The organism is Rhodococcus sp. T7 (assembly GCF_009872365.1).
Lineage (GTDB): Bacteria > Actinomycetota > Actinomycetes > Mycobacteriales > Mycobacteriaceae > Rhodococcus_F.
This window is the reverse complement of the sequence record NZ_WXYH01000336.1, coordinates 1-21,108: the sequence shown is the minus strand read 5'-3', so window position 1 is coordinate 21,108 and position 21,108 is coordinate 1. Positions and strand designations below refer to the sequence as shown.

Below are 21,108 nucleotides of genomic sequence, written 5' to 3'. Positions count from 1 at the left end.
ACATAAGCTGTGGTGATCCGACCGCCGCGGCTCAGCCGACTTCGAGCGGGGACAGCGCGGAGACCAGCGCATCCGTGGTGGTCACCGAACCGCAGCGCTTCGCCGCGTACGTGAGAGCCATGAGGTGCTCGTCTCGGCTGAAATCCGCAGTCGCGTCGGAGACCAGGAACGGCTGGACGTCCGACATGAACGCCTCGGCGGCGCTCAGCATGCAGCCCATGTGCGTGTAGACGCCCGTCACGATCAGCTGGTCGCGGCCGTGGTGGCCGAGCAACTGCCGGAGGTCGGTGCGCTGGAAGGCCGAATACCGCCATTTGGTCACCTGAATGTCGCCGTCGCGGGGGGCGAGCGGCTCGACCACCTCGGTGTCGCGACCCGACGTCAGTCCCGGGCCCCAGAAGTCGGCGAGGATGCCGCGACGCGACGGGTGCTGGTCGCCCGGCTGCATCGTGTAGATCACGGGAATCCCGGCTTCCGAGCACAGTTCGCGAATCCGGACCATGTTCGCCATCGCGGTCGACATCGGCTCCGCGCGCACGTCGTACGCGTCGATGAAGTAGTTCTGCATGTCGTGGACCAGCAGTGCGGAGCGCCGGGGGTCGAGGCGCCAGGACACCTTCGATTCGGGGACCTCGTGGATCTCCGGAATCGTGTAGGTCGAAATGGGCGGGATGGCCATATGGTTCCTCACTGTCGGTTCTGTCGACTTCTGGGCGTGTGCCGCGCGAATCTCGGTGAACGACAGCGCTCCGCCCCACCGCTCGCGCGTTCGGTTAGGCTAGCCTTTGCTACCCGGCTCTGCAATCGCTACGTGTGCGGGGTGTGCGGCGCACAGTAAGGTGACTGACCGGTGGGGGCCGGGCGTTGGCCTCCCGTGCCGGAGCCGCCGACCAGGAGAGACCGTTGACCGAGCTGCTGTTACTGCTGCTGATCGTTGTCGTGATCGTGGGCATCGTGCTGATCCTGCGAAATCGGGCCGGGACGAACAAAACTCCTGCTGCCAGGGTCGATCCGCTCGCCGACTACCCGGAGGTCTACGACCCGTACAAGATCGGCGTCGGCGACATCATCACGTACGCCGGAATCGATCACGTCGTGCGCGGAACCATCACCCTCGACGAAGAGGGATACATCTGGCACGAACACCTCCTCGACGGGTCGACCGGCCAGCGATGGCTCACCGTCGAGAACGACGAGGGCAACCTCGACATGACGCTGTGGATGCGCCGGGAGGGCACGGGCCTCGAACCGGGCGGTGACGTGATCCTCGACGACAGGGTGCACCGGCAGATCGAGCGCGGCACCGCCTCGTTCACTGCGGAAGGCACCACCGGGACCGCACCCCAGGGCATCGTGGACTACGCCGACTACGAGACCGCCGACAAGACCGGCCTGCTGTCCTTCGAGCGCTGGGCGCGGACGCAGTCGTGGGAGGTCTCCACGGGCCGCGCCGTCACCCGGGGCGAACTCACCGTGATCCATTCCGGTCCGCCGCAGTGACACTGCACGTCCTCGACATCGAGTCGCGTGATGTGACGGCCGAGGCGCTCGGTCTCGTCGTGAACGCCGAAACACCGCTTGCGCTGGCCGAACTCACCATCACCTATGGTGACGAACGGGTGACTCTCGGAGTGCTCGGGGCGTCGCACGCGGTGACGGCGTCGGCGGCGGGCAGTCGGATCACCGAACAGGTGTCCTGCGACGCGATCGGCGCCGGCGGCAGACCGCTGCCGGTATCCGACAGCGCGGGCGGGTACCGATTCGACTCGACCACCGACATCGTCGACCGCGCCCGCCTCGAGCAGACCGCCGACTGGCTGCGGCGGCAGGCCACCGAGGTGGAGGGGTGGATCTGCGGGGCGTTCCCCGGAGACCACACCGCACTGACCGCGCTCACGGCTACGCGTGAGCATTCCGGCGGATGGGCCTGGCAGACCTGGCATCTGTATCCGGGAGATAAGGGCGGGGTGATCGTGAAGACACGAAGCAGGTGGCTGCCGTGAGCAGGTTCGGGACACGCGTGCGGCTCGCCCCGATGCTGCTCCTGGTGTTGGCCGCGACCGCGTGCGGCGGCGGGGTGCGCGACTACATCGCCGACACGTACGCCCTGCAGAACACCGCGGGCGACGCGAAGACGTACAGGTCGAAAGACCCGGTGGGCACCACCGTCTCGTCGATCGTCGCCGACGAGCCCCCGGCGGCTCGGAAGGCCGACGGCGGCAGCGAATACCTGCGCTACGACGACGACATCGTCACGGTCAGCGCCGCGCCGGGCGGCGGCAGCCTCGTGCGCGTCGAAGACATCGACGGACGCTACCGAAGCGGCGGGTTCGCCTATCTGGGGCCCGGTTTCAACCCCGGCTCACCGGCGGGCGGCGCCGGCGGCAGCGGCGGATCCGGCAGCGCGAAATGACAGAGACCACTCGACTCGGGAGAAGTGCGTGAACACCACCTACACGGCGGCAGCAACGGAAATCGGCAGCGTCGACGTCGGATTGCTCGCCGTCGGCATGCTCGGCACCCTGGCGTACTTCGTCATCGGCATCGCCGTTCTCGGAGTCGGCTTCGCCGTCCTCGACCTCGCCACTCCCGGCAATCTCCGGCACCAGGTGTACGTAGACAAGAACCCCAACGCGGCGATCCTGCTGGCGTCGAACCACCTCGCCCTCGCCGTCGTCGTGGTCACCGCGATCCTCACCAGTTCCGACGGATTCGCGCAGGGACTCGCCGACTCCGCGGTTTACGGTCTCTTCGGGGTGCTGCTGCAGGTCATTGCGCTGCGCCTGATGAACGTGCTGCTGCCGGGGCAACTCGTCGGACTGGTCGGGAACCCGCAGATGTGCGGTGCCGCCTGGGCGGTCGGTGCGAGCCTCTTCGCCATCGGCCTGGTGAACGCCGCCGCACTCACCTGATCGACGTGACCACCACAGCGGCAAAGCCGAATTCTTCCACCACCCGCGCTCTCGGCGGGCGCGCCAGGGCGTTCCTGCTCGCCGCCGTGGCCGCGTGCGCGGCGTGCGGGCTGATCTACGAACTGGCACTGCTGACGCTGTCGGTCAGTCTGACCGGCGGCGGGATCACCCAGACGTCGCTGATCGTCGCGGGTTTCGTGGCCGCGCTCGGGGTCGGTGCCCTCGCCGCCAAACCGCTGCTCTCCACGGCCGCCGCGTCGTTCGTGGTGGTCGAGATCGTCCTCGGACTCGTCGGCGGATTCAGTGCGGTGACCCTGTACGTGACGTTCACGTTCTTCGGTTCCAGCGCAATCGTTCTGGTGCTGGCCACCGCGCTGATCGGTGTGCTCGTGGGCGCCGAGGTGCCGCTGCTGATGACGCTGCTGCAGTCGGGCCGCAGCGACACCGACGCCGAGAGCACCGGAAAGGTGCTGGCGAACCTCAACGCCGCCGACTACGCGGGCGCCCTGGTAGGTGGCCTGCTCTGGCCGTTCGTCCTGCTGCCGGTCGCGGGGATGATCCGCGGCGCCGCCATCACCGGCATCATCAACCTCGCCGCCGCCGCCGTCGTGGCGCTGATCCTGCTGCGATGGCAGCTGAGCCTGCGGACGCGACTCCTCGCCGTCGTGGCGCTGCTCGTCGCCGCCGCCTGCATCGCGGTGCTGCTGGTCCGCGCCGACGGCATCGAGACCACGTCCCGGCAACGCCTCTACACCGATCCCGTCGTCGCAGCGGAAAGGTCGCAGTACCAGGAGATCGTGGTCACCGAACGTGGGGGAGACGTGCGGCTCTTCCTCGACGGCGACCTCCAGTTCTCCAGCGTCGACGAACACCGGTACACCGAATCGCTGGTCTACCCCGCGATGGCCGACGACCCCAAGCGGGTACTGATCCTCGGCGGCGGCGACGGCCTCGCCGCCCGCGAGGTCCTGCGACTGCCCGGCGTCGAGGACATCGTGCAGGTCGAACTCGACCCGGCGGTCGTCGAACTCGCGAACACGCGACTGTCCGGGCTGAACCAGGGTGCGCTGCAGGACCCGCGCGTGCACGTGGTCCTCGACGACGCGTTCCGGTGGCTGCGCGACGCACCCGACTCGGGATTCGACGCCGTCATCGTGGACCTCCCCGACCCGGACACCCCGGCGCTCGGCCGCCTGTACTCCACCGAGTTCTACGGTCTCGCCGCCGCCGCTCTCAACCCCGGCGGACTGATGGTCGTGCAGTCGGGCAGTCCCTATTCGACGCCCGACGCGTTCTGGCGCACCACGTCGACCGTCGCGTCGGCGGGGCTGGCCGTCACGCCGTACCACGTGCTCGTGCCCAGCTTCGGGGACTGGGGGTACGTCCTCGCCCGCCGCGGTCCCGAACCGCCTGCGCTGCGCCTGCCCCGCGACGTCCCCGAACTCCGCTTCCTCGACGAGCCGACCCTCGCCGCGTCCGCGATCTTCCCGCGGGACCGCCCCCACCGCGAACTCGAGCCTTCGACCCTCGACCGTCCGCGCATCGTCGACGACATGCGGAAGGGTTACGAGCGCTGACATGCCTTCGGCCCGTGAGTACTTATTAACCGCCCGACGTTAATAAGTACTCACGGGCGCGGAGCGCACGCGGCACTCCGCCAACGTGATCGCCGCGCTGTCGCTGCCCGACCGCTGCGAGTGCTGGGTGAGGGACAGGACGTCCACGTCCACGCCCTTCGACGTGAGGACGCGGGTCATCGCCTCGACGGGGCCGGTGGCGACCGCCTCACCCGACACTTCGACGCCGTCTACGTCGAACACGACGAACAGCCGGTCGCCGTCCGGGCCGTGCTCGACGGACCTCCGGCCGAGGCCGCCCCGGTAGCCGTATTCGGCGCAGAACAGCGTCCACAATTGCTCGGCGGTGATCTCGAGACCCGACGAGTCCGCCGCCTCCTGCACCTTGGCGGCGAAGTCGATCTGGAGCGTCGCGGCAGGGTGATGCCGTACTCGCTCTGCAGCAGGTGCGCGATGCCGCCCTTGCCGGATTGGCTCCGCGAACCCCTTCTTGATCGCATCCTGATGGGTGCCGGAGAACGCCGTGTACACGAGGTCGCCGCCGTAGGGGTGCCGCTCGTGGACGGGAATTCTGTTGCAGTACTACATCGTTCGACGAACCGCATCGATGTCCGAGAGGTCGATCATCGGGTCGACGCCCTGCGCATGCAGACTCAGGGCCGGGGTCACCAGATCGACGTTGCCGGTCCGGTCACCGTTGCCGAACAGGCAGCCCTCGACGCGTTGCGCACCGGCCGGCACCGCCAGTTCGGCGCGCGCGACGCCGGTGCCGCGGTCGTTGTGCGGGTGCACCGACAGGATGACCGCATCCCCGTCCTCCAGATGGCGGTGCATGTACTCGATCTGGTCGGCGTACACGTTCGGCGTCGAGACCCCCACTGTGGCAGGCAGATTGTGGATCACCGGACGATCGGGGCTCGCGTCCCACAGCCGGGTCAGGCTGTTGCAGACGTCGAGCACGAAGTCCGGCTCGGTCAGGTCGAACACCTCGGGTGAGAACTCGAAGCGCACGCCGGGACGGTCGCCGGCGCCGCGTGCCACCTCCTGCGCGGCATCGAAGATCAACCGGTGCAGCGCCTTCCGGTCCCTGCCGAGGACGACGGAACGCCACGTTGGCGCCATCGCGGAGTACATGTGCACCACGACGTTCGGCAGTCCCTCGACCGACTCGTACGTCCGGGCGATCAGACAACCTGAGGAGCTGGGCGTGACCTCGTCGATACGACGCCACCTGCTGACGGACCAGGCGGAGGACCTGCTGCGCTCGCGGATCGACAGCAGGGAACGGGAGATCGGCGCCAAACTGCCCGGCGAGACCACGCTGGCCGCCGAATTGGGTGTCGGACGGTCGACGGTGCGCGAGGCCGTCCGGATGCTCGCGGGGCTCGGCATGCGCGAGTCGCGGCAGGGGGCCGGAGTGTTCCTCCGCAGGTCGTCGCCGCGTCAGGACTGGGACCGGGTGCTGCGGACCGAGGAGATCCTGCACGTCGTCGAGGTGCGCAACACCGTCGAGATCGAGGCGGCCAGGCTTGCGGCGACCGGGCGCGACGAGACCGATCTGGACGCGCTCCGTAGGGCACTCGACGCACGGTCCGCGGCGTCCGGCGCCGGCGCCGCCGCGTTCGTCGACGCGGACATCGCGCTGCACCGTGCGGTCGTGGTCGCCGCGCACAACCCGGTGCTGACCGAACTGTTCGAGACATTCGTCCCGCGACTGCGGGACGCCATGCTCGACCTGATGGACGTGCGGGACCTGACCGCGAGCACCTCGTGCGGCTCCGCCACCCGTGAGTACTTATTAACGTCCGGCGGTTAACAAGTACTCACGGGTGGGAGTCGGGCTCCGAGTCCGTGGAGTGCTGCGTGTGGTTGGTGGTCGGGGTCGACTGCTCCCGGCGTTCGAATTCGAGGTCCATCTCCAGGTCCTCGTGCTGGTTGTGCCGGAACAGGATGAAAAACACCACCCAGCCGACCAGTGCGACGAGGATGTAGCTCACGAGGCGGTAGACGAACACGGCCGCGAGCGCCTGCGACGCGGTGGCCCCCGCCGCGGTCAGTGTGGCGATCAGTGTGCCGTCGACGAACCCGAGCCCGCCCGGGGCCAGCGGAATGCTGGCCACGGCCTTGGCCGCGGCGAACGCGATCAGCAGACCCGCGAATGATGGTTCCGCGCCCACCGCCCAGCACGCGAAACCGAGGCACGCGACGTCGGCGAGCCGGTGCACCGCGGACCAGCCGAACGTGATGATCGAATCCTTGCGCCTCAGCTCGACCGAATCGAGCTGGCTCAGGATTTCCCGCCACCGCTCGGCGCCGGCTGCGGGGGGATTCTTGCGGAACTTGTTGTACCGGGCGAGCACCCACAGCCCGATCGACTCGATGGAATCGGGGTTACGTGAGATGTATCGCAGTGCGTAGAACAAGCCGAACGCGGCCACCAGCGACAGCGCGAGGGTGACCGGACTCACCTTGGTGCCCACCGCGAATGCGCCTACGGCGCCGAGAAGCGCGAGGCTTCCCGCGGCGATCACACCCGAGATCGCCAGCTGCCAGGACGCGACGATGGGGGTGGCACCCCACTTGCGGGTCTGCTTGTAGGTGAAGGCGGTGGAGAACACCTGACCGGCGGGGAGGCTCACCGCCATCGCGGTGCTCGCATAGATCACGGACACCGACTTCAGCTGGGTGACGACGACTCCGCCCGCCTGCAGCAGTCGCTGCTGGACCGCTCCGTACCCGCTCAGGGACACCGCCTGGGCTGCGATGCACGCCGCGACCCACCCCCAGTGGATCTCGGTGAGCGCTTTCCACGAGTCGCTGAGTGTGGGCCACAGATAGATTCCCTCGACGGTCAGCAGGGCCAGGAGGCCGGCGCCGAGTAGCCATTTGATCCACCAGTATCGGCTTCGCTGCCGAGGATGTTCGGCAGTGGGCGGGTCGGATCGAGGCTGTGCCACCTGACCAGCGTAACCAACGGGTAGCGGATTACTCCGGATAGTCCTCCGGCCAAGCCAGATGGGTGTTGCGGCGACGGCCCCGCAGCTGGACCTGTTCGCCGAGTTCCCAGTGTGCCTGTTCGTCGTCGTCCGCGAAATACAGGGCACTCGTCGACGCCAGCACGCGGCTGGGGTGCAGCTTGGCGAGTTCGGTGAGCCGCGACGCCTCGTTGACCGGGTCTCCGATCACCGTGTACTCGAAGCGTTCGGCGGCGCCGATGTTGCCTGCGACGGCGAGGCCCGCGGAGACGCCGATGCCGACGTCGAGGCCGGTGATTTCGTTCAACGCGAACCGCAGCTCGCGGGCCGCGGCCAGCGCCGCTGTCGGTGCGTCGGGGCGGTCGAGTGGGGCGCCGAAGATCGCGAGCGCCGCGTCGCCCATGAACTTGTTGACGAAGCCGTGGTGCCGGTCGATCACGTCGACGACGACGCGGAAGAACTCGTTGAGCAGGTTCACGACCTCGCCGGGGGGACGTTCCGCGGCGGCGCCGGTGGAGCCGACCATGTCGACGAACAGGACGGCGACGAACCTCGTCTCGCCCCCGAGTTCGGTGCCGAACTGCAGTGCCCGCCGCGCCACGTCCTCACCGACGTGCTGACCGAACAGTTCACGCAGCAGCCGGCGCTCGTCCGACTCGCGCATCATGCGGTTGAACCCGACCTGCAGCCGCCCGACCTCGCTGCCGTCGAACACCTCGACGCGGACGTCGGTGGCGCCCCGCTGGACGCGTTCGATGGCCCGTCGCAGCTGCTTGATCGGGTCGGAGATCTGGCTGGCCGTCAGCATCGACAGCGCGAACGCCTGCGCGATCGCGATGATCGACAGCAGCATGATCGCCCACGCGAGCGCGTCGGGGGAGAACACCAGGTCGGTGGTTATCTGCGTCACGCACAGCAGGATGATGCCGATGACGGGCATCAGCGTTCCGAGTCCCCACGTCATCGCCATCCGGGTGCCGACGCCGGGGGCCATGGTCCGGTCGAACTCGCCCTCGCTGAGCGCGCGGGCGGCCACCGGTCGCAGGATGCGTTCGCCGAGCATGTACGTGAAGCCGAACGTGGTGGTTGCGGCCATGCAGACGGTGACGATCACCGCGACCGCCAGTTCCGGCATCTCGGTGATGGTGAGGAGCACGAAGATGATGCCGCCGAGGATCCACAGCACGAGGTGCACGATCGCCTGCCGCAGCGGTGCGTGCAGCGCCGACATCTGCTCGCTGCGCGTCGGCGGGCCTCCCCGCAACTGCCAGCGGACGACCGACCGCAGCATCATCGCGGCGGCCGTGAGACTCACCACGGCGGCGAACGCGAGATAGCCGCCGAAGATCGCGACGTTGCGCACCCGGTCGGCCATGATGGCTGCCGATTCGGGGATCGGCACGCCGTACCGGACGAAGGCGAACACGAGGATGGCGCCGATGAAATTGGCGAGGAGCATCGAGATCATATAGAGCGGCCATCTGCTGCGGACCGTCGCCGCGATCGCTCTATAGGATTTCCGCACGCCGTTCAATTTAGCGGGGGGTGTACCGGGTGGCGTAGGACACGTCCCCTAAACGGCGCATATGCGTGCCCTGCGGACGTGTTTCCCGCGCGAAGCACCCGGCGCCGCCCGAACCCCGATACGCTCCGCAGGTGAACGCGAACGAGCAACGCTCGGACACTGCCGCGGTAACACGGGGTGGGGGTCACCCCTCGGCGTCGGTGCACCCGGTGGTGCGGGTGGCGGCCGAGTGGACGTGGCGGCTACTGGTCATCTTCGCCGGCCTGCTGACCCTCGGATACATCGTGACCAGGCTCGACACCGTCCTCATCCCGGTAGGGCTGGCGCTCCTGGCGTCGGCGCTGTTGGTGCCGCTCGTCGACTGGCTGCAGGGCAAGGGGGTGCCGCGGTCGGCCGCCGTCCTCGTCGTCCTCATCGGGTCGATCGGCATCGTCGCCGGGATCATGACGTTCGTCGTCGAGCAGTTCATCGAGGGTCTCCCCGGCCTCACCGAACAATTCGAGGCGAGCGTCACACAGATCCAGGGGTGGCTCACGGACGGCCCGTTCCACTTCAGCGAGGATCAGATCCGGCAGGCCGGCGATTCGGTGGTCAAGTCGATCCAGGAGAACCGGCAACAGCTGACGAGTGGCGCACTGACCACCGCCACGGTCGTCGGCGAGATCTTCACCGGCGCCCTGCTGACGCTGTTCACCCTCATCTTCTTCCTCTACGGCGGCTCTCAGATCTGGGAGTTCGTCACCCGCCTCGTCCCCACGAGGTCACGGCGGCGGGTCCGGCTGGCGGGAAGCGAGGGGTTCGGCTCGCTGATCGGGTACGTCCGGGCCACGGTGGCGGTGGCCGCCGCGGACGCCATCGGGATCGGGGCGGGACTCGCGATCCTCGGGGTTCCGCTCGCGCTGCCGCTGGCGTCGCTCGTGTTCATCGGTGCGTTCATCCCGATCGTCGGTGCGTTCCTCACCGGGTTCCTCGCGGTGCTCGTGGCGCTGGTCACCAAGGGTTTCCTCACCGCACTGATCGTGCTCGGCATCATCATCGGGGTGATGCAACTGGAGGCCCACGTGCTGCAGCCACTGCTGCTCGGCCGCGCGGTCCGGTTGCACCCGCTCGCGGTGGTGCTGGCCATCACCACCGGCATCGTCCTCGCCGGGATCGTCGGCGGCCTGCTGGCGGTGCCGATCGTCGCGCTGCTGAACACGGCGGTGCGGTCACTGCTGTCGTCGGACCCCGAAGCCACCTACGACGCACTCGAGGTCGACGACCCGTCGGTCCCGCTCTATCCGGCCGAAGCCGACACGCCGCCTCACCACGACGACCCGCACTTGGAGAACCCGGCGCAGACCGATGACCGACGAGAGTGAACACCGCAGCCGCCTGCACTACCGGCCGCGAGCCGCGACCGAACTCGACACCCATCCGGACGCCCCGCTGTGGCGTGCGGCGCAGGCGTTCCGCCTCGTCACGCTGGTGTACGCGATCAGCTACCAGATCGTGTCGGTGCAGTACTACACCCATCAGCGGCTGAGCTGGTTCTTCATCGCCCTGATGGCGGTGTGGTCGGGACTGTCGGCGGTCCTGTTGTCCCACGGGAATGTCCCGCGCTACCAGGTCGTGATCGCCGACCAGGTGATCGCCATCGCGCTGATGGCGTCGACGCGCGTCGTCTCCGATGACGATTGGTACAGCCACCATCAGACGCTGCCGACGACGCTGTGGGTCACCAACGCGGTGATCTCTGCCGCCGTCTTCGGCGGGCCGTGGCTCGGCATGGCGTCCGGGGTGCTCATGGCGACCGTGAGCGCGGTGGTGCGCGACCAGGTCAACCTCGACCTGTGGAAGGACGCGACGGCGCCCGTCCTGGTGTCGGTGGGGTTGGCGCTCGGGCTCGCCACCACCACTGCGAGGCGCGCGCAGGCCCAGCTGGAGCAGGCCGTGCGGTTGGCCGCCGCCACCGAGGAACGGGAACGACTCGCCCGTGAGGTGCACGACGGCGTCCTGCAGGTGCTGGCGCTCGTGCGCCGGAGGGGCAACGAGATCGGCGGGCCCGCAGCCGAACTCGCGGAGCTCGCCGGAGAACAGGAGGTGGCGCTGCGCATGCTGATCTCCGAGCAGGGCGCGGGTGTCGCGTCGGATCTGGGTGGGAGCGCGATCGACATGCGACTGCTGCTGGGCACGCGGGTGAGCACCACGGTGTCCGTGTCGACTCCGGCGGATCCGGTGACGATCGAGCGCGGCCGGGCGACCGAACTCGTCGCGATCGTCGACACGGCACTGTCCAACGTCGCGCTGCACGCGGGGACCGGCGCCCGGGCATACGTGTTGCTGGAGGACCTGGGCGGCGAGGTGATCGTCAGCGTCCGCGACGACGGCAGCGGCATCGCCCCGGGACGGCTGGCCGAAGCGAAGGCCGAGGGGCGCATGGGAGTATCGAAATCCATTCTGGGCCGCGTCGGCGCGCTCGGCGGCACCGCCGAACTCGACACCGAACCCGGCCAGGGCACCGAATGGGAGATCCGTGTGCCGAAGGGAGACGAAACGCATGGGTGACCCGGACACCGGCGAACAGATCACCGTGATGGTCGTCGACGACCACCCGATGTGGCGGGACGCCGTGGCCCGCGACCTCGACGGCGCCGGGTTCACCGTGGTCGCCACGGCGGACGGCGTCGCCGCCGCGGGACGCCGGGCTGCGGCAACCCGTCCCGCTGTCGTGCTCATGGACATGCAACTGCCGGACGGCAACGGGGCCGCCGCCACCGCCGCCGTCCTGGACGTGTCGCCGGACAGCCGGGTGCTGGTGCTGTCGGCCTCGTCCGAGCGTGACGACGTCCTCGACGCCGTCAAGGCAGGCGCGTCCGGGTACCTCGTGAAGAGCGCGTCCGTCGAGGAACTGCTGGACGCGGTGCGGGCCACCGCGGCCGGGCAGGCGGTGTTCACGCCGGGGCTCGCGGGACTCGTGCTGGGGGAGTACCGCCGAATGTCGAGCGCGCCCGCAGACGAGCAGGGCCCCGCCGTCCCCAAGCTGACGGAACGGGAGACGGAGGTGCTGCGGTTCGTCGCGAAAGGGCTCAGCGCCAAGCAGATCGCGACCAAGCTGTCGCTGAGTCACCGCACCGTCGAGAACCACGTCCAGGCCACCCTCCGCAAGCTGCAGTTGGCCAACCGCGTCGAGCTGACCAGGTACGCCATCGAGCAGGGCCTCGAGTAGCCGTGAGTACTTGTTAACCGCCGGACGTTAATAAGTACTCACGGGCGCTAGCCTGGTCGGTATGGAGGCACGGGACCTACGCGTATCGGATGCGGAACGGGAACACGTCGGCGAGCTGCTGCAGCGGGCGGTGGGCCAGGGGATGCTCTCGCTCGGCGAGTTCACCGAACGGATGGACACGGCACTCGCCGCGAAGACGCGCGCGGAGCTGAACGTCGTCCTGGTGGATCTGCCGGGGATCCAGTTGATCTCCGAGTTCACGCCGCCGCCGTACCCCGACCAGCCGTACGTATCCCGCCCGGTGCCGCCGTCCGTGCACCGCTCACCGGCACCGCCGCCGGGTGACGTCGTCCGCGGCCGGATGTCGTCGGTCAGCCGTACCGGCTCGTGGCACGTTCCCCCCGCCCTCGAGGTGAACACCCGCCTGTCGACGGTGACGCTCGACTTCACGCGCGCCGTGATGTCCACGCAGGTGGTGCACGTGACGATCGACGACTACGCGAGCACGATCTCGCTGGTCGTGCCGGAGGAGGCGACGGTCGACCTCAACGGCGTCGAGACGGTCGGCGGTTCCGCGACCAACAAGGTGCGGACCGGCCCTCCGATCGGCCCGCTGCACGTCGTCGTCCGTGGCAAGGTCCGGTTCGGGAACGTGACCGCCAAGCATCCTTTCGGCACGTCGATTCGCCGCATGTTCGGGTAGCACGACGCAGGTCTCTCGAGTAGGCCTACTCATGTGTGGGCGCCGTCGCCGCAGGACGATTGATCCATGTCCACACCTGGTATTCCTTCAGTCGACCCCCGGCTCGTCGCGCAGCTGTCCGGCGACTTCTCGGCGCTCGGTCAGCAGATGCGTCACGTGGGTGAGAACCTCGCCGTCCTGCAGGCGCAACTCGCGAGCGTCCCGCGGCCCCAGCCCCAAACGCAGCCCCAACCGCAGCCTCAGCCCCAGCCTGCGCCGCAGCCGATGTACCGGCCGCCGGTGGCGCAGCCTGCGCCGGCACTGCCGCCCGCACCGGCCGTCCCGTACCGGCCCGCTCCCGCGCCGCGGCCCCGGGTGGTTCGCGAACCCTGGTGGCAGCGCGACGGGATGATCAGCCGCGTGCTCGCGGTCGCGGGTGTCGCCGTCACCCTGATCGGTGTGGTGATGCTGCTCGTGCTGGCCGCGCAGGCCGGGTTCTTCGGCCCGGAACTGCGGGTGGTGGCGGGCGGGCTGTTCTCGGCCGGTCTCGTCGTCGCCGGTGCCCGCGTCTTCGGACGTCCCGGCGGCCGGGTCGGCGGGATCGCTCTCGCGGCAACGGGTATCGCCGGCGCCTACCTGGACGTCGTGGCCGTGGCGGTCGTCTATCACTGGCTGCTGCCGGTGCTCGCGATGGTCGTGGCACTCGGGATCGCGGGAGCCGGTGTCGCACTGGCGGTCAGGTGGGGTTCGCAACCCCTCGCGCTGCTGGTGGTGACCGGCGCCGCCGTGCTCGCTCCCGTGCTCACCGACGGCATCACGCTCACCCTCATCGGGTTCCTGTTCGTCATCCAGGTCGCGAGCTTCCCGGCGCAACTCGGTCGCGACTGGCTGTATCTGGCGATCGCGAGGACGTGCCCGGTGGTGATCGCGCTGCTGATCGCGATCGCGAATACTGGACTCGACGACCGGCCGGAACGGTTCTGGCTGCTGGCCTCCGCCGCACTGGTTGCAGTGTTCGGGCTCGTGTCGTCGATCATCTTGCTGCGCAGCAACTCCCACGACGTCACCGCGACCGCGATGATCGTCACGACGGCCGTCCCGACGCTGGTGATCGGCCACCTCTTCGACCGGCTCGGGTCCACGCTGATCGCGCTGGCACTGGCCGCCGCGATGTTCGCCGCATTCGCCGTGGCCCGGTCGTTGCCGAACCACGCCCGGATCGCGCTCGCCGGCGTGGGTACCCTCGCACTGCTCGAAGCGTGCCTCATTGGATCGAGCGAAGACCTCGCGCCGCTCGTCCTGCTCGGGGTGGCGGCACTGTTCCTCACCGTCGGCGGGCAAGCGGAGTCGCGGATCGCCTACGCCGTCGGTGCCGTCTTCACCGTCGTCGGCGGGTTCGCCTTCGTGATCACCGCGCCGCCGTTCGTCCTGGTCGACGAGTACAGCGCGCTCGACGCACTCGGGGTGACCACGGTGCTGTCGTCACTCGTGCTGGCGGGAACCGTCTTCCTGTTCGTCTGGTACGCGCACACACTGAAACTGCTGAGCGCCACCGCCGCCCAGCCGTGGTGGGTGCTCGCGGGGCTGGTGATTCTGTACGCCGTCACCACCGCGACGGTGTCCGCGGGGACGGCGCTCACCGGGACGTCCGCAGGCTTCATCGCCGGCCACTGCGCCGCGACCATTGCGTGGATGGCGGCCGCGACGGCGGCCCTGGTGTTCGGACTGGCTCGACGCGACTACGCCCACACCGCGCTCGGCGTCGGACTGGGACTGACCGCGGCGGCGCTGGCCAAACTGTTCCTGTTCGACCTGGCCACCCTCGACGGACTGTTCCGCGTCCTCGCGTTCCTTGTGGTGGGCCTGTTGCTGCTCCTCGCCGGCACCCGCTACGCGCGGGAATTCGCGGAGCGTGAGGCCGGACGGGAAACGCCGAACGGCTCCGTCAGCGCCGGTTCTGCCGAGCGATGAGTTCGCTGACGCTGACGGCGTTGGTGTCGTCCGCGCGGTGCCTGCCGCTCGAGGCGTCGTCCGGATCGACGGGCGACTCCTCGGCGCGGCGGCGCGAGCCGTTGGTCGGGGCACCGTTTGCCGGAGCACCGTTGGCCGGGCTCCCGTTGGCAGGCGTGCCGTTGGTGCGCCTGCCGCCGTTGACGGGTTCCACAGGCTCGGCGGCGCGACGCCGCGACGGGATCGGCGGCACCGGGCGGGCAGGAGACGACTGGGGGGTCTCCTGCTCGTACGGTGCGGGCACCGAACGCGGCGAGCGGGTCGGCAATGACGGCGCCGACGCGCTCGGTCGCGGTTCGGAAGGCGTGGAGATCGGCCGCGGTTCGGCGGCCGACGTGGACCGCAGGTCCGCGAGCCAGCTCTCGATGGGACGCGACTCGGTGGCCGGGCCCGGGGCCGGGGCCGCCGCCTGGCGGGGCCGGGGAGCGGGACGTGACTGCGGTGCGGGGCGCGGAGCCTGCGCGGGACGGGACTGCGTCGGTGCCGGACGCGGGGGAGCGGGCTGCGGCAGCGCGGTGGTCTGCGGTTCCGCGGCCGGCTCTTCGATTTCCACCGGTGGCCGGGCGGGGCGGCCTGTCGCCGACCGCCGGGCCTCGTCCTGCGCCCGGCGTGCCTTCGCGTCGTCCTCGGACATCTTCGCGGCCAGCGCCCGCGCCGTGACGAGGGGGATCGGTTCGGTGAGCGGTTCCGGTTTCCGGGGGGCGGGCGGGGCCGCGACCTTGCGCTGCGGCGGGACAGCACCGATCGGGGTGAGCTCCGGGACGTCGGTGGGCATCAACTCGTTGTCGAGGATGGGCTCACCGAGACCGGTCTTCTCCTGGATCCGTTTCATCCACGCCGGCGCCCACCAGCAGTCGTCGCCGAGCAGCTTCATCGTGGCGGGGACGAGGAACATGCGGATGAGGGTCGCGTCGATGATGAGCGCGGCGATCATGCCGTAGGAGATGTACTTCATCATCACGAGTTCGGAGAACCCGAACGCGCCGGTGACGACGATGAGGATCAGCGCGGCCGCGGTGATGATGCGGCCCGTGTGCGCGGTGCCGATGCGGATCGACTCCGTCGTACTGGCCCCCTGCGCCCGCGCCTCGACCATCCGGGAGAGCAGGAACACCTCGTAGTCGGTGGACAGGCCGTAGACGATCGCGATGATCAGCACCAGCACCGGCGACATGATCGGTCCGGGGGTGAAGTTCAGCCACTCCGAACCGTGACCGTCGATGAAGATCCACGTCAGGATGCCGAGCGTGGACCCGAGGCCCAGCGCGCTCATCAACGCAGCCTTGATCGGCAGCACCAGCGAGCCGAACGTCAGGAACATCAGCAGCGTCGTCAGGAAGAGGACAGAGATCACCATCGTGGGCAGGTGGTCGAGCAGCGCCGAAATACTGTCCTGCTCGATCGCCGGGGTGCCGCCCACCAGCACTTGGACGCCGTCCGGACTGTCCATGGCACGCAGATAGTCGATGGTCGGCTTGGACTCGTTGCGGTCGACGAGACCCGCCTTGAGGACGACCACCCCGTCCTTGGCCGCGCCCTCCGGGGTGAACCGCTCGATCAGACCCGGCGCGCCACTGGCTTCCTTGATGATCTGGCCGAGCGCCTTGTTGTCGGCGTCGGACACCACGAGCTTGACCGGTTCGGTGCGCAGATTCGGGAAGATCTCGTCGAACTGTTCCTGCGCCGCGCGGGTCGTGCTGTCCGGGGGCAGGTAGGTCTCGTTGATGCCACCGAACTTGATACCCGTCAGCGGCACGATCAGCAGGAGCAGGCCGACGACGATGGGAATGGTGACCTTGAGCGGGTTGCGCATCACCCAGCGGGTGAGCCGGCCCCAGACGCTCGCCTCGATCTCCTCGGTGTTCTTGGTCTGCCGGAAACGGTCGAGGCTGAGGGCGTCGACGCGCTTGCCGAGGATGCCGAGGATCGCGGGCAGGATCGTGATCGACGTCAGGGCGGCGAGGCCCACGGTCGCGATGGCGCCGTAGGCGACGGATTTCAGGAAGCCCTGCGGGAACAGCAGCAGTCCGCCGAGGCTGGCGACGATCATCGTCGCCGAGAAGACCACCGTGCGGCCCGAGGTCATCACCGTTCTGCGGACGGCGGAGCGGGTGTCGTACCCCTCCGCCATCTCTTCTCGGAACCGGCTGACGATGAACAACCCGTAGTCGATGGCCAGGCCCAGCCCCACGAGGGAGACCACGGGCGCGACGAACGAGTTGACCTCGGTGAAGTTGGTGATCAGACGGACGATGCCGTTGGCGCCGACCACGGTCAGGCCGCCGATGATCAGTGGCAGCGCCGCCGCGATGACACCACCGAACACGAAGAACAGCAGCACACCCACGGCCGGGATCGCGAGGAGCTCCATCCGCCGGATGTCCGTGGCCATCGTGTCGTTGAGCGCACCGGACACGGGCTGGAGACCGGCGAGTTGCACGTCGACGCCGTCGATGTAGAACTCGTCCTTGACGTCCCGGAAATTGGCCGTGACCTCGGTGTCGTTGTCGCCGACGATGGCGACGCTCTCGATCGCGTGCTGCTTGTCCGCGTCCGCGGCGGACGCCAGCTGTGGCGCGGTGCCGACCTTGAAGTAGCCGCCGTTGATCTTGAGGATCTTGTCCGGGTGTTCCGCCGCCAGACGCTCGAGGTTCGCGACGACCTTCGCCTGGAACTCGGGGTCCTCGATCGTCTTGCCCTCGGGGGCCGTATAGAGCGCGACGACGTCGCTGTTGGTGTCGCGACCGAAGGTGCCGTCAGCCAGCTTGGCCGCGGCGACCGACTCCGAGCCCGGATCGTCCCAGCCGCTCTGGCTGAGATGCTTCTCGAGGCCCAGGCCGTACGCGGCCGAACCGAGCAACAAGGCAACCATGATGCCGATGACGGTGAATCGGGCCCGGTAGACGACGCTTCCCCAGCTCGCGAACACAGATCAACTCCTACTCGGCAGCACTCTTCCGCCCGACGAGCAGGGCGGAAAGCGGTCGGAACGGCTGCAACCAGGCACCCTCGTCGGGCAGTGTGTCGAGGCTGACCCGAGGCAGTGGCTCCCGGAACACGCCGGGGATGTCCTCGAGATCGACGAAGTCCAGAAGGTCGGACGCGACCGCCCAGCTGGCGTGCTCGCGGAACCCGAGTATCTGGACCGGAATGCCGGTCGCGGCGATGCCCTCCAACGGTTCGCGAAATGCTTGACCGTCGGCGGAGGCGACCATGACACCGGCCAGCCCCTCGCCGTGACGAAGCGCGATGTGGTCCAGCATGTCGGAGTCGACGTCGCTGTCCTCATCGATCTTCGGCTTGGCGAACACCGCGAATCCCACATTACGCAAGGCTTCGACCCACGGTCTCACGACATCGGCGCTGCCAGCCGCGATGTTGGTGAAGACCGTCGCCTCGGGTTCGAGTGTGTCGGTGCCGGACGCGGACAGTTCCGCGGTCCGGGAGAGCAGCCAGCGGCCGAGTGCATCGAATCGTGGCCGGTAGGCGGCCGTGGGCCTGCCGCCGAGGATGGCGCCGAGACCCATGTCGAGGTTGGGTGCGTCCCAGACGAGAAGGACCCGCTTCTGGTGGCGCCCGTCACGTGCACCCACCGCGGGAGATCCTGACGACACCGCGGTGCCTGCCGGGGCGGTGCCGGCTGTGTCGGTGTATTGCTCGCTGACGCTCATGACCTGATCTTCCCCCAAATCAACTCGGTGATCGCACTGCCGACCTGGTGGGCCTTGTCTTCGAACTTCGTCACCGGACGTTCGTGCGTCATGGGTGACTCCCAGTCGAGGGAGGTCAGGAGGGGTTCCGCGTTGCCTGCCTCGGCGATGGCCTCGGCGTACTCGGCGTGATCTGTTGCGACATGCAACACACCGCCGGCCTTCAGTCGACTCGCGATCAGGGCGAAAGTGGGGGCCTGCAGCAGGCGGCGCTTGTGATGGCGGGCCTTCGGCCACGGGTCCGGGAAGAAGACACGGACTCCGGTGAGCGATTCCGGTTCGATCATGTTCTCCAGGACATCCATGGCGTCGCCGCGCAGGACCCGGATGTTCGGGATCTCGTCCCGTTCGATTTGTTGAAGCAACTGTGCGAGCCCGGGCCGGTAGACCTCGACGGCCATGAGGTTCACATGGGGTTCGGCCTTCGCCATCGCCGCGGTGGCGGTACCGGTGCCCGAGCCGATCTCGAGGATCAGGGGCGCGTCCCGGCCGAACCACGACGGCGCGTCCAGGCGATTGTCCGAGACGTCCGCGCCGATCACGGGCCATTGCCGGTCCCACGTCTCCTGCTGCGGAGCGGTCAGAGCGCCCCTGCGCGAGCGGAAACTTGTCACCCTCGGGTGGAGACGGGACCCCTTCGAGTCCTTCGTCTGCCCCTCCTCGGGGACGGCGGGTGCATCCTGATCAGCGTGGTTCACCGGACCATTGTCACGCATGAGGGGCGTTTCTGGCATACGGGTCTGAAGTTCACCTTGAGACTTTTTCGGTAATCCGGTGCCCAGCCTGCACGGTTGCCCACGCCGATTCGGGGCGAGTCTGACAGAATCGGCGCGGAACAAAGGGGGGGTGAGTGCGTCATGGGCACTGCAGATGCCGGGGGCGGGGAACTGACGGATCTGGCCGCGGAGGTCGCGGCACTGGACGAGGCCGCCGGCGACCGCGTCCGCGCCGCCGTCGCGGCGTTTCGGGCGCCGATCCGGGTTCAGACCGCCGGTCGGGCGGGTGTAGGCAGGTCGACCGTGGCCGCCGCGCTGACCGCCGATGGCATCGAAGGCGCGGTCGTGGAGGAATCGGACGCCGTCGACGTGCCCGGCGCACCCGACCCGATGCTGGATGGCGACGTCGTGGTCTACATCCTCGTCGAAGCGGTGCGCGACGCCGACCGGGACGCCGTGCGGAACCTGGACCCGGCGCAGGCCCTGTTCGTCCTCAACAAAGCGGACACGTTGGGCGCGTCGCGCGTGCCCGCCGACGCCTGGGCGACGGCGACCGCGCGGGCCGCCGAATGCTCGGAGGAGGGTGGCTTGCCGGCCCTGCCGCTGATCGGCACGCGCGCGAGCGCGGGGACGTCCTCGAAGTCGGGGATCTCGGAGTCCGGGATCGCGGAGTCCGGGATCGGCGCGGTGTCGGCCGCTGTCGCCGACCGGGTCGCACGAGCCCGGGCGCACCGCGGGGAGATCCTGCTGAACACGCTACGGTCGCAGGCCGCGCGCAGCCTCGCGTCCCGCGACGTGCTGGAGCGGTACCTCGCCGGCGACCACGCGGTCGCTCTCGGCGCCGCCGCGGCCCGGCTCCACCTCGCCGACTGCATCGCGGACGAACCGGAACCGCCGCGCACCGCCGCGGACGCCGGCCGGTGCGCGGACTGGTGGCGGGCGCAACTCGCCCGGCAACCGACGGCCCGCCGGCGCCGAGCGGTCGTCGACATCCGGCGCCACTACGTTCGCGTCGGACGGCAGCTGAGCGGCAGCCCCGGAACGTGACGACGCCACAGTTGTCCGATCTGCCCGCAGAGACCGTCGACGTCGTGACGCGATGGAACCCGGACGCCGTCGCCCGCCTGAAGTCCGGGGGACCCGCGCAGCGAGGTGTCTTCGTCGCGGGGCCGCGGCGCGCAGGCAAGACCACTCTCGTGCGCGGGCTCCGCGCACTCGACGCGTCCGCGCTCGCATTCGTGGAGGATCCGCTCGACGCCGGGGTGGTCCTGATGGTGCTCGACGCGGCAGCGCCACTCGGACGGGAGGAGCTGTCCGTCCTCGACGTCGTCGCGCGACCGGCGTGCCCCGTGGTCTTCGCGCTCACCAAAACCGATGTCCACCGGGACTGGGCGGGCGTGCGTGAACGTAACCGGGCCCTGCTCGCCGGGCACGCGGCGCGCTTCGCCGACGCGCAGATCCACCCGGTCGCGGCAGGCGGATCCGGGGTGGAGGCGCTGCTCGCGGCACTTCTGCGGGCCGCCCGGGACGAGGCCCACGGCACGCGCCCGGCCACCGAGTCGGTGCTCGAGCAGACTCGACGGATGATCGTGGCCACCGCCCGGTCCGTGCGGGAGACCGAGCCGGGCGCGGAACTGCGCGCCGAGCGGGTGCGCGCGCTGACGCTGCGGGACGGCGGGCGCACGGAACGGGTCGCCCAGCTCCGCGGTCAGGTCCAGCTCGCGAAGGTCGAGTTGCTGCACGAGGTGGCCTCCCAGGTTCGCGCGGCCGGAGCGTCGGCGCGGTCCGAGATC

18 protein-coding genes and 2 pseudogenes are annotated in these 21,108 nt (G+C 69.2%); 13 read left to right on the top strand and 7 right to left on the bottom strand.

Features of this window, described 5'->3' with window-relative positions:
* Positions 1-31: 31 nt before the first annotated feature.
* The gene (locus MLGJGCBP_RS30735; protein ID WP_160100390.1) at positions 32-679 is read right to left on the bottom strand and encodes an isochorismatase family protein; all 648 of its coding nucleotides are present in this window, start codon (positions 677-679) and stop codon (positions 32-34) included.
* Between the two features lie 224 nt (positions 680-903).
* Here MLGJGCBP_RS30735 and MLGJGCBP_RS30730 point away from each other — a divergent pair, with 224 nt between their 5' ends.
* The 5 genes from MLGJGCBP_RS30730 to MLGJGCBP_RS30710 are packed head-to-tail and all read left to right on the top strand — an operon-like array spanning position 904 to position 4,489.
* Positions 904-1,500: a DUF4178 domain-containing protein gene (locus MLGJGCBP_RS30730; protein ID WP_160100388.1), complete on the top strand. Its 597-nt coding sequence runs from the start codon at positions 904-906 to the stop codon at positions 1,498-1,500.
* Positions 1,497-2,003, top strand: a complete 507-nt coding sequence (locus MLGJGCBP_RS30725; RefSeq protein ID WP_160100386.1) for a DUF2617 family protein — start codon at positions 1,497-1,499, stop codon at positions 2,001-2,003. Before MLGJGCBP_RS30730 ends, MLGJGCBP_RS30725 begins: the two co-directional genes overlap by 4 nt.
* Positions 1,991-2,413 (top strand): DUF4247 domain-containing protein, encoded by a 423-nt coding sequence (locus MLGJGCBP_RS30720; protein ID WP_087559111.1) that lies wholly within the window; start codon positions 1,991-1,993, stop codon positions 2,411-2,413. The genes MLGJGCBP_RS30725 and MLGJGCBP_RS30720 overlap by 13 nt, the downstream gene beginning before the upstream one ends.
* Before the next feature lie 28 nt (positions 2,414-2,441).
* Complete coding sequence (locus MLGJGCBP_RS30715) at positions 2,442-2,912, top strand: DUF350 domain-containing protein (protein ID WP_072947786.1); 471 nt, start codon at positions 2,442-2,444, stop codon at positions 2,910-2,912.
* A 5-nt stretch (positions 2,913-2,917) separates the two neighbouring features.
* Complete coding sequence (locus MLGJGCBP_RS30710; RefSeq protein ID WP_160100384.1) at positions 2,918-4,489, top strand: polyamine aminopropyltransferase; 1,572 nt, start codon at positions 2,918-2,920, stop codon at positions 4,487-4,489.
* A gap of 66 nt (positions 4,490-4,555) precedes the next feature.
* Here MLGJGCBP_RS30710 and MLGJGCBP_RS30705 read toward each other — a convergent pair.
* Positions 4,556-5,677, bottom strand: a pseudogene (locus tag MLGJGCBP_RS30705) (2-isopropylmalate synthase); the annotation flags it as partial.
* Positions 5,678-5,696: 19 nt separating this feature from the next.
* Between MLGJGCBP_RS30705 and MLGJGCBP_RS30700 the strand changes: the two are divergent.
* Entirely contained in the window at positions 5,697-6,305 is a 609-nt protein-coding gene (locus MLGJGCBP_RS30700) for a FadR/GntR family transcriptional regulator (protein ID WP_160100382.1), read from the top strand.
* Positions 6,306-6,312: 7 nt separating this feature from the next.
* Here MLGJGCBP_RS30700 and MLGJGCBP_RS30695 read toward each other — a convergent pair whose 3' ends face one another.
* A complete protein-coding gene (locus MLGJGCBP_RS30695) occupies positions 6,313-7,446 on the bottom strand; it encodes a lysylphosphatidylglycerol synthase transmembrane domain-containing protein (RefSeq protein WP_160100380.1) in 1,134 nt (377 codons plus the stop codon).
* A 28-nt stretch (positions 7,447-7,474) separates the two neighbouring features.
* Positions 7,475-8,932, bottom strand: a complete 1,458-nt coding sequence (locus tag MLGJGCBP_RS30690; protein ID WP_072947540.1) for an adenylate/guanylate cyclase domain-containing protein — start codon at positions 8,930-8,932, stop codon at positions 7,475-7,477.
* 188 nt (positions 8,933-9,120) lie between these two features.
* On the opposite strand from MLGJGCBP_RS30690, the gene MLGJGCBP_RS30685 reads away from it, so the two are divergent.
* The 5 genes from MLGJGCBP_RS30685 to MLGJGCBP_RS30665 all read left to right on the top strand — a co-directional run bounded on the left by MLGJGCBP_RS30685 (position 9,121) and on the right by MLGJGCBP_RS30665 (position 14,850).
* On the top strand, positions 9,121-10,350 hold the full coding sequence (locus tag MLGJGCBP_RS30685; protein WP_160100378.1) for an AI-2E family transporter: 1,230 nt from the start codon (positions 9,121-9,123) through the stop codon (positions 10,348-10,350).
* Complete coding sequence (gene macS, locus MLGJGCBP_RS30680) at positions 10,334-11,536, top strand: MacS family sensor histidine kinase (RefSeq protein ID WP_160100376.1); 1,203 nt, start codon at positions 10,334-10,336, stop codon at positions 11,534-11,536. Before MLGJGCBP_RS30685 ends, macS begins: the two co-directional genes overlap by 17 nt.
* Entirely contained in the window at positions 11,529-12,197 is a 669-nt protein-coding gene (locus tag MLGJGCBP_RS30675) for a response regulator (RefSeq protein WP_160100374.1), read from the top strand. Before macS ends, MLGJGCBP_RS30675 begins: the two co-directional genes overlap by 8 nt.
* Before the next feature lie 61 nt (positions 12,198-12,258).
* Complete coding sequence (locus tag MLGJGCBP_RS30670) at positions 12,259-12,900, top strand: DUF1707 SHOCT-like domain-containing protein (RefSeq protein WP_087555001.1); 642 nt, start codon at positions 12,259-12,261, stop codon at positions 12,898-12,900.
* 66 nt (positions 12,901-12,966) lie between these two features.
* Positions 12,967-14,850, top strand: coding sequence for a DUF2339 domain-containing protein (locus tag MLGJGCBP_RS30665; protein ID WP_160100372.1), 1,884 nt, complete (start codon positions 12,967-12,969; stop codon positions 14,848-14,850).
* Here the strand turns inward: MLGJGCBP_RS30665 and MLGJGCBP_RS30660 are convergent.
* From MLGJGCBP_RS30660 to trmB, 3 genes are read right to left on the bottom strand one after another with little or no spacing between them, the layout of a single operon-like run.
* Entirely contained in the window at positions 14,825-17,818 is a 2,994-nt protein-coding gene (locus MLGJGCBP_RS30660) for an MMPL family transporter (RefSeq protein WP_160100370.1), read from the bottom strand. The genes MLGJGCBP_RS30665 and MLGJGCBP_RS30660 overlap by 26 nt on opposite strands.
* A 10-nt stretch (positions 17,819-17,828) precedes the next feature.
* Positions 17,829-18,560, bottom strand: a complete 732-nt coding sequence (locus tag MLGJGCBP_RS30655; RefSeq protein WP_087555004.1) for an NYN domain-containing protein — start codon at positions 18,558-18,560, stop codon at positions 17,829-17,831.
* Positions 18,557-19,333: a tRNA (guanosine(46)-N7)-methyltransferase TrmB gene (gene trmB, locus MLGJGCBP_RS30650; protein WP_179220066.1), complete on the bottom strand. Its 777-nt coding sequence runs from the start codon at positions 19,331-19,333 to the stop codon at positions 18,557-18,559. The genes MLGJGCBP_RS30655 and trmB overlap by 4 nt, the downstream gene beginning before the upstream one ends.
* Positions 19,334-19,456: 123 nt before the next feature.
* On the opposite strand from trmB, the gene MLGJGCBP_RS30645 reads away from it, so the two are divergent.
* Complete coding sequence (locus MLGJGCBP_RS30645; protein WP_160100368.1) at positions 19,457-20,362, top strand: hypothetical protein; 906 nt, start codon at positions 19,457-19,459, stop codon at positions 20,360-20,362.
* Positions 20,359-21,108 (top strand): annotated as a pseudogene (locus MLGJGCBP_RS30640) (hypothetical protein); the annotation flags it as partial. The gene MLGJGCBP_RS30645 and the pseudogene MLGJGCBP_RS30640, both read left to right, overlap by 4 nt.